We start from the raw sequence: 4,874 nt of genomic DNA on the forward strand, positions 1-4,874 counted from the left end.
CGTTAGCCACCATATTAGAAAACCGACAGTACAAGACTAAAAATGATATTAAACAAGTACCAGACATACGGACAAATTCAAAAACGGGGCTACTCATTGACAGCGCAAGTTGAAAATGAAAATGGAGAAGTTTTTTTTGCGAAATGGATAAGTGGTATAAAACGAAACTCTCAACCTAGCAAAATCCTATTCGACAAACTTCGACATTTAAAGAAAGCTGTACATCCATCATTACCAAATATTGTTGAATATGAATGGGATGAAAGTAAAGAAGCTTACTGCATTATTTTTGAATACAAAAATGCTCAATCACTCGAAGAACGAATTTGGGACATTAAGCCAACTTTCTTTCTAAAAGGAATAGAGCAGATTATCAACTGTCTTCAACAACTTCAACAAAATCATAGATTATCGCACGGAGATATAACTCCTGCAAACATATTAGTGGATGAAAATCTAGATTTTTTTCTAATTGACTTTGGCATTGCAGACATATCTTCAACATTAAGTCAAGAACAAAGTCTTGAAATTTTTGCCAAAGAATTTGCAGCACCTGAAAAATGGAATAGAAAAATACCAAAAGGATTTCCATACCAATCTGATATTTATTCAATAGGCAAAGTAACTGAATGGTATTTCGCACAAAAAGACCTTTCTGAATATCAAGACATTAAATTGCTAATAGACAGTGCTTGTAGACAAGAACCCTCTAGCAGAATCAACTATAACTCTTTGTCCGAATTCTTGGGAAGAATCTCCTCAACTATTGCTTTCGACAATGAAAATATTGTTATGGTTTCTAATGCAAATGAACTTTTGTTAAACGAACTTAACGATAGTGAGTTTAAACCAAGATTAGATGTTAGCCCCAACAACAAAGGTGAAAATATCCTCATAAATATTGCCACAAAAAGTCTTTACAGCAATGCCTTATGGTTGATTTATGACCAAGAATTGAGAATATTATCTTGCGATTATAAAGAAAGTTCACAACAACGATATGAATTAGCTGTAAAAAAGGGAGAAACACTAAATTTACCTGTAAACTTCCTTGGCAATTCAGGTTCTTATTATTCCCAAAAACTAAACTTAACACCATTTTTTAAAAAAATACAGAAGAATAAGCAGCACGAAGGAGAATACAGAAAAGGCAAAATCGAAATCAATAAAGAACTTGTTTTTTTCAAAGAACTACTTGAAAAAGAATTGAAAGTCTTAGAAGAAAATTCTCTAAGATTGAGATATGACTCTTTTGAAAAGAAAGGAGAATTTGAAATTTGGTTTAAAATTCAAGAGAACGAAAAGTATTCCAAGAACGGACATATATTTTCTCACATTGACAAAGCAACACCACCAAACCCAGAAGAATTTGAATACATTTTGAGCCAAACAGCTGATAAAAAGCAAATGAAAGAGCCTTTGAAATTTTCGGGTGTTGCTTTTGACTTTAATACAAAAAGTAGAGTGTTCAAATTCAAAGATTGTGAGCGTTTAGACTTTGAGAAAATACCCAAAAATGGGTATCTCTTTGAGAACATAAGTAAACAAGAAGAAGAAAAAAAGCGGCAACAAGAAGCAATAAGAAAAGTTGAATATAATGAAGTTCAAAACAGAGATTTAATTCACTTCTTATTTAATCCAACGGACTTGCAAGGAAAATATTTAGAGCAATATGAACTTGACAAAGTCTTTCAAACAGACAAAGAAGGAACTAAATTAAGTTATAGTTCAAACCAAACTAGAGCAATTTTAAATGCGATTCAAAGAGAACCATTAACCGTAATACAAGGTCCACCTGGAACAGGTAAGACCACAGTAATTACAGAAATTGTATTTCAAATTCTAAATAAAAATTCTGACGCAAAAATCCTCATTACATCACAGACAAATGATGCTGTTGATAATGTATTGGATAACCTTTTAGAAAAAGAAATCCCAATTGTTCGTTTGAGTGGAGTAAGAAAACCTAAACAATCATTAAAAAAGCACACCTTAGAACGAAAAATTGAAGGTTGGAAAGAAGAAGTTAAGAAAAAAGCACAAAACGAATGGAAAAAATTGGAAACCAACTTTCTTCAAGAAATTGAAAAAGAAAATGTGTTACTCAAATCAATAGTTAACATTCTAATAGATAAAAAAGATTGGAAAACCAAAAAAGCACAAATAGAGAAATTACTCGAACGCATTAAAGGATTTGAAAACATTAACAATTCACTTCAAAATCAAGACACCTTACTTAATGCACTTGACAAACAAACTAATTGCGGAATTTTATCTTTTTTCCGTAAACTGCAAATTCAAATTGATTGGCTTGCAGCTATAAGTTCATTAGATGAGAATAGCACCGTAAATCAAAAACTCATTGATAGTATTAGAGTTATTGGAGCAACAACAAATCATATCGCATCAAAAAAATATGCTAAGTACAACTTTGAGTTTGATTATGTGATAATGGATGAGAGCGGAAAGGCAACAACAGCAGAAGCATTGATTCCAATTGTTTTAGCTGAAAAATTGGTTTTAGTTGGAGACCATAGACAATTAAGACCAATGCTTACCGCAAACCGTGAAGTTGAAAAATGGCTAAGAAATAAATTCAAATCAGATTCAGATGATTTTGACAGTTGGGATGATTACTTCAATAGACCAAGTATTTTTGAGCAAGTCATTACTCGAATAGATGAAGATTTCAAAAGCCAACTCGAAGAATGTAGAAGAATGCCCGAAGATGCCGTTCTACTTACCTCTAAATGTTTCTATGAGCCATATAACGAACAAATTGAGCCTATCAAGAGAGCTAAGGATAAAGAACATAACCTTGACATCAAAGTGGACAGCTCCATTATATTTTTAGATATCGGTAATACCCACAAAAGTGAAATTGATGGTAGTGGCTCGTCTCGTAATAAATTAAGTGCCAGTTTTATCCCAAAATTGATTTTGGAGCTAGATAAGTTTGACAAAGTCAAAGATTATTCTCTTGGAGTCATAACGGGTTATACGGCACAGTTAAGAGAGATAAAAAACATTGTTCGGAAAGAGTTATACAACAATCAACTTAAAAGAATTAAACCTTCTGATATGGCTATTTCCGTAGTTGACAAGTTTCAAGGCTTAGAAAAGGATATTATCATCTTTGATTTAGTTAGAAGCCAGCAAAACACACTAGGTTTTTTAGCTAATGCAAACAGAATAAATGTGGCACTTTCAAGACATAAAAAACTACTTATTATCATTGGGAATTATGATTGGCTTGTTCAAGTAAAGTCAAATTCAAACAATGGTTTTGCTCCTTCTATTCCTCCACTTCAGAAATACTTAAAGGAGATAAAAAAAGAGTGGATTGTAAAAAACATTCAGCAGATATTTTAATGGAAATACAAGAAATACACCAAAAACTTGAAAAGCAATGTGCTAGTGATTATAGAATTAACGAAATAATTCTATTTGCATATCCATTTAGACGTGTTCGGATAAATGCAACTGTTAACAAATCTCCAGAAAAATCAATACAGCAGATTTACTCTGTTTTGCTCAAAACAATCTTAGAAGGATACACCAAAGAAGATGACCTAATAAAATTTTTGGGTTTACATAAAGAAGATTTTATTTTGCGTGAACTCTATTTTTTAAGAGAAAGGGGCTTTGCAGATTTAACATCAGGTAATTGGATTGTAACAGACCAAGGCAAAGACTTTATAAAAGACAACTCGATACTTAAAATCCTTGAAGAAGAAGAATTTGAGTTCTTATTTGATACTGTTTCAAATGAAATAGTGTTAAAAGAATTCAGACTTAATTCTCAAAAAGACATTGAAAATAAACTTTCGTCTGAGTTTGATTTTGAACATAAAAGTCCTGAAATCCTAAACGATAAAAACGAACAGTTGTCTGATATTTACAAACGACAAAATAATGGAAAAGCATATCTTGTAGACTATGACAAGAGTAAAATTCTCTTTGACAAAAAAGAGTGTAACGACTATTACCTAATTGAATACATTCCACGAAAAGGCAAGGAGAATGAACTTGAACCATTTATCGAAGTAAGAAATTTTGATAAGGAAATTACACTTGAGAAACGCATAACAAAGGTTCTATCAAAGAAATACCCTGCAATACTATACCAGTTTTCTAATTCGGAAAGAACAGCTTTAGCTGAAATCGAAGAAGATGATTATGAAGTTTTGGACGAATTCCAAACTAGTGTAACACCTCAAACCAATATTTCAACCACAGAAACTCTTTCTGTATGGGAAACACAAGCAAAGTTTGAAGAAGCACTAAAAACTGTCACAAACAAAATTCTTATTGAAAGCCCTTGGATTAAGAAAGCAACCTTGAATTACATTCAATCAATTGAAAATGCTTTAGGAAAAGGAATTGCCGTTATCATTCTATATGGTATTGAAAGTAATGACGAACACCATTTTGGAACTATTGAAAAGCTTAGAAGTCTTGAAAGAAAATACAGTAAGAGTTTTCACTTAATTCACTTACCAACACACTTCCAAAATAAAAACAATTACCAAATGACAGGAACTCATAGAAAGCTTGTTATCAAAGATGACGAATATTACATACAAGGCAGTTTTAACTTTTTGTCATTCAATAAAAAAGAAGGACAAAAGATAGCAAACGAAGAAAGTATTTTAATAAACAACAAAGTGATTGACAAATGGAAAACAGTAATTAAAGAATATGAATTGGACGATAAAATACTTGACGGAAAACAGAAATACGGTGGCTAACAAAGGCTATAAAACATAGCGGTTGTAGTGGGTAATTCAACGGGAGTTGCTCGTATGTAGTTCGGTGTAACTTGACAGTTTTCTACCTCGTACTCCGCTACGATTTCATAGCCTCGACCGTTG

2 protein-coding genes are annotated in these 4,874 nt (G+C 32.1%); both read left to right on the forward strand.

Going from position 1 to position 4,874, the window contains the following annotated elements:
* The first annotated feature begins 42 nt into the window (after positions 1-42).
* Positions 43-3,372, forward strand: a complete 3,330-nt coding sequence (locus B5X70_RS17360) for an AAA domain-containing protein (RefSeq protein WP_079559169.1) — start codon at positions 43-45, stop codon at positions 3,370-3,372.
* Positions 3,372-4,751 carry a phospholipase D-like domain-containing protein gene (locus B5X70_RS17365; RefSeq protein WP_079559170.1) on the forward strand — a complete coding sequence of 460 codons (1,380 nt, stop codon included), beginning with the start codon at positions 3,372-3,374 and terminating at the stop codon, positions 4,749-4,751. The genes B5X70_RS17360 and B5X70_RS17365 overlap by 1 nt, the downstream gene beginning before the upstream one ends.
* The last annotated feature ends 123 nt before the right edge of the window (positions 4,752-4,874 follow it).

Origin of the sequence: Alkalitalea saponilacus (assembly GCF_900168165.1) — a bacterium.
In the GTDB taxonomy this organism is placed as follows: domain Bacteria; phylum Bacteroidota; class Bacteroidia; order Bacteroidales; family Marinilabiliaceae; genus Natronoflexus; species Natronoflexus saponilacus.

Excerpts from the sequence above, each read along its gene's own strand:
- B5X70_RS17360 (WP_079559169.1), top strand. The coding sequence starts at position 43 with ATGATATTAAACAAGTACCAGACATACGGACAAATTCAAAAACGGGGC.
- B5X70_RS17365 (WP_079559170.1), top strand. The coding sequence starts at position 3,372 with ATGGAAATACAAGAAATACACCAAAAACTTGAAAAGCAATGTGCTAGT.